Genomic DNA, 2,914 nt, shown 5'->3' on the forward strand with positions numbered 1-2,914 from the left:
ACGTGCGGAGGGGGAGTTCGATCCGGGCACAGCCGATACGCCGACAATCTCGTGGTGGTGGCGCGTCCGGCATAGGGTTCCGCGCAGTTAACTTGCACTTAATGCAATTATAACTTACAGTTAGTGCAAATTATATGAAAGGGAACCTCGCCATGACCATCGCACCGCCCGTGCCCGACCCAGGGCAGCCGATCCTCCAAGCCGTCGGGGTGACCCGCGCCTACGGGCGGGGTGCCGCCGCGTTCCAGGCGTTGCGCGGCGTCGACCTCGACATCCGCAAAGGCGAGTCGGTGGCCATCGTCGGCAAGTCCGGCTCGGGCAAATCGACGCTGATGCATCTGCTCGCGCTGCTGGACCGCCCCACGTCGGGCAGCGTGCTGGTCGAGGGATCGGATGCCGCAGACCTGCGCACCCGCGACCTCAACCGGCTGCGCAACGCCACGTTCGGCTTCGTGTTCCAGCAGTTCTTCCTCACCGCCGGTCAGACCGTCTTCGACAACGTCAGCCTCCCGCTGATGATCGCAGGAGTCCCGGCACGGGAGCGGCGCCGGCGCACCATGGCCGCTCTCGACGCCCTCGGCATCGCGGACAAGGCGTCGAACCGTGCCGTCGATCTCTCGGGCGGACAGAAGCAGCGCGTCGTGATCGCGCGCGCGCTCGTGGGCGAGCCGGCGGTCATCTTCGCCGACGAGCCCACCGGCAACCTGGACTCCTCCACCGGGTCGCAGGTCGAGGACATCCTGTTCGGTCTTCAGCGCGACCGGGGGATCACGCTCGTCGTCGTCACCCACGACCGTGAGCTCGCCGCGCGTTGCGGGCGCTCCGTGACGATCGTCGACGGGGTGGTGGCGGATGCCTCGCCCCTGTCGGTCGCGTCCGGGGAGGTGGCGCGATGAAGACCTCCGATCTCGTTCGCACCGCCACGCGCAACGCCTTCCGCAGCAGACTGCGCACGACCCTCACGGTCTTGAGCCTGTTCGTCGGCGCCTTCACCCTGACCCTCACCACGGCCCTCGGGGCCGGCGTCAGCGACTACGTGCAGCGGCAGGTCGCCACCCTCAGCAGCGGAGACGTGCTGCTCGTGACGCCCGCCGCGTCGGTCGACACCACCGACGGTCCAGCCGAGTACGACCCGGAGGGCCGTCAGCAGGGAACGGCGGGCAATCCCCTCACCGGCAGTACTCTGCTCAATCAGGACGATCTCGATGCGATCGAAGCGATCGACGGAGTCCGCCAGGTGGAGGCTGTCAGCCAGATCCAGGTGGACTGGGTCGCAGCATCCGACGATGCCGACAGCCGATACGAGCTCGACATCAACCCGACGTCGTCGATCGGGCACAGCGACCTGGTGGCCGGCGAGCAGCTCGACCAGGATTCGTCGGAATACCAGATCCTGCTGCCCGAGGAGTACGTCGCGGCGCTGGGCTTCGACGACGCCGCCGACGCGATCGGAGAGACGGTGGTGCTGGGCTACACCGATGCCGAGCGCGCCTCCCGCGAGGTGGAGGCGACCGTCGTCGGCATCGCACGCACGAGTCTCTTCGCGGCCGGTGCCGGCACCAATGCGACGCTGACCACCGAGATCGCCGATGCGCAGGCAGTGCCCGGCCAGCCTCGCGGGTGGCCTCTCGCCGTCGCCTACCTCGACGGCTCGGGCAGCGGGGGCTCGGTGACCGACGGCGACATCGCGGCGGTGAAGGACGACCTCGCCGTCGCCGACCTCGCCGGACAGACGGTCGAAGACCAGCTCGGCGTCGTGCAGACCGTCATCAACGGGATCATCGGGGTGCTGAGCGCCTTCGCGATCGTCGCCCTGATCGCGGCGTCGTTCGGCATCGTCAACACCCTCCTGATGAGCGTGCAGGAGCGCACGCGCGAGATCGGTCTGATGAAGGCCATGGGCATGTCGAACGGCAGGGTGTTCGCTCTCTTCAGCCTCGAGGCGGTGGTCATCGGACTGCTGGGCTCGGCGCTCGGCGCCCTCGCCGCGATCGCGGTCGGAACGGCGATCGCGGGCGGTCTCTCCCAGACGGTCCTGGCAGACCTGCCCGGGCTGCAGATCCTGCTGTTCGAGCCCGCCGGCGTGATCACGGTGATCGTGGTGATCACGGTCATCGCCTTCCTGTCCGGAGTGCTTCCTGCGCGCCGCGCCGCACGACAGGACCCCATCGAGTCGCTACGGTACGAGTGACCCAGGAGCGCAGATCATGCCCACCCCCGCCACTCCACGTCGTCGAGACGCGATCGCCAAGGCCGCCGCGATCGAGGCGGCCGCCGTCGACCTCGTCCTCGAGCACGGGTACGAGGCGGTGACGGTGGATATGATCTGCGCTCGCGCGGGTGTCAGTCCGCGCACCTTCTTCAACCACTTCAAGACCAAGGACACCGCGTTGATCGGCGTGAGTGCTCCGCAAATCGACCAGAGCGCCGCGCGCGCCTTTATCGTCTCGACCGGGCCTCTGCTGCAGGAGGCGGCGGGGATGATCCGCATCGACGCCGGCGCGATGGCCGAGGACCCGACGCTTCTCGCGCGCAGGATACGGGCGGTGGCGGCGAATCCGGTGCTGATGGCCAGGCAAATGGAGCGGCTGGAAGCCATCGAGACCGAGCTCCGGGAGATCATCGCGCTGCGTCTGCGCACGCAGTACCCCGACGAATCCCCGACCGAGCTGCACGAGCAGGCGGAGATCATCACGCACATCCTCGCCGGGGTGATGCGGTACATCGGCCAGTCGTGGGCCCGGCAGGTCGACGAGGGCGGCGCGCCCATGATCGACCCCCGGACGATCGGGACAGCTCTCACCGCAGCCCTGAGCAAGCTCGTCTGACGATCGTGTCCGCGCGCGAGCCGTTGCCGGCACCGCGCTCACGCCCGTAGTCAGTATTACGAATTCGTTACACAGTGGACAAACGG

At 68.1% G+C, this 2,914-nt stretch carries 3 protein-coding genes; all 3 read left to right on the forward strand.

All coding sequences use genetic code 11. From position 1 onward, the window contains the following. Window positions 1-152 precede the first annotated feature (152 nt). The 3 genes from OB08_RS15995 to OB08_RS16005 are packed head-to-tail and all read left to right on the forward strand — an operon-like array spanning window position 153 to window position 2,828. Window positions 153-896: an ABC transporter ATP-binding protein gene (locus OB08_RS15995; protein WP_461476484.1), complete on the forward strand. Its 744-nt coding sequence runs from the start codon at window positions 153-155 to the stop codon at window positions 894-896. Continuing rightward, window positions 893-2,191, forward strand: coding sequence for an ABC transporter permease (locus tag OB08_RS16000; protein ID WP_461476486.1), 1,299 nt, complete (start codon window positions 893-895; stop codon window positions 2,189-2,191). Before OB08_RS15995 ends, OB08_RS16000 begins: the two co-directional genes overlap by 4 nt. A 16-nt stretch (window positions 2,192-2,207) precedes the next feature. Next, window positions 2,208-2,828 carry a TetR/AcrR family transcriptional regulator gene (locus tag OB08_RS16005; RefSeq protein WP_461476488.1) on the forward strand — a complete coding sequence of 207 codons (621 nt, stop codon included), beginning with the start codon at window positions 2,208-2,210 and terminating at the stop codon, window positions 2,826-2,828. The last annotated feature ends 86 nt before the right edge of the window (window positions 2,829-2,914 follow it).

It is taken from the genome of Microbacterium sp. HJ5, assembly GCF_054824025.1.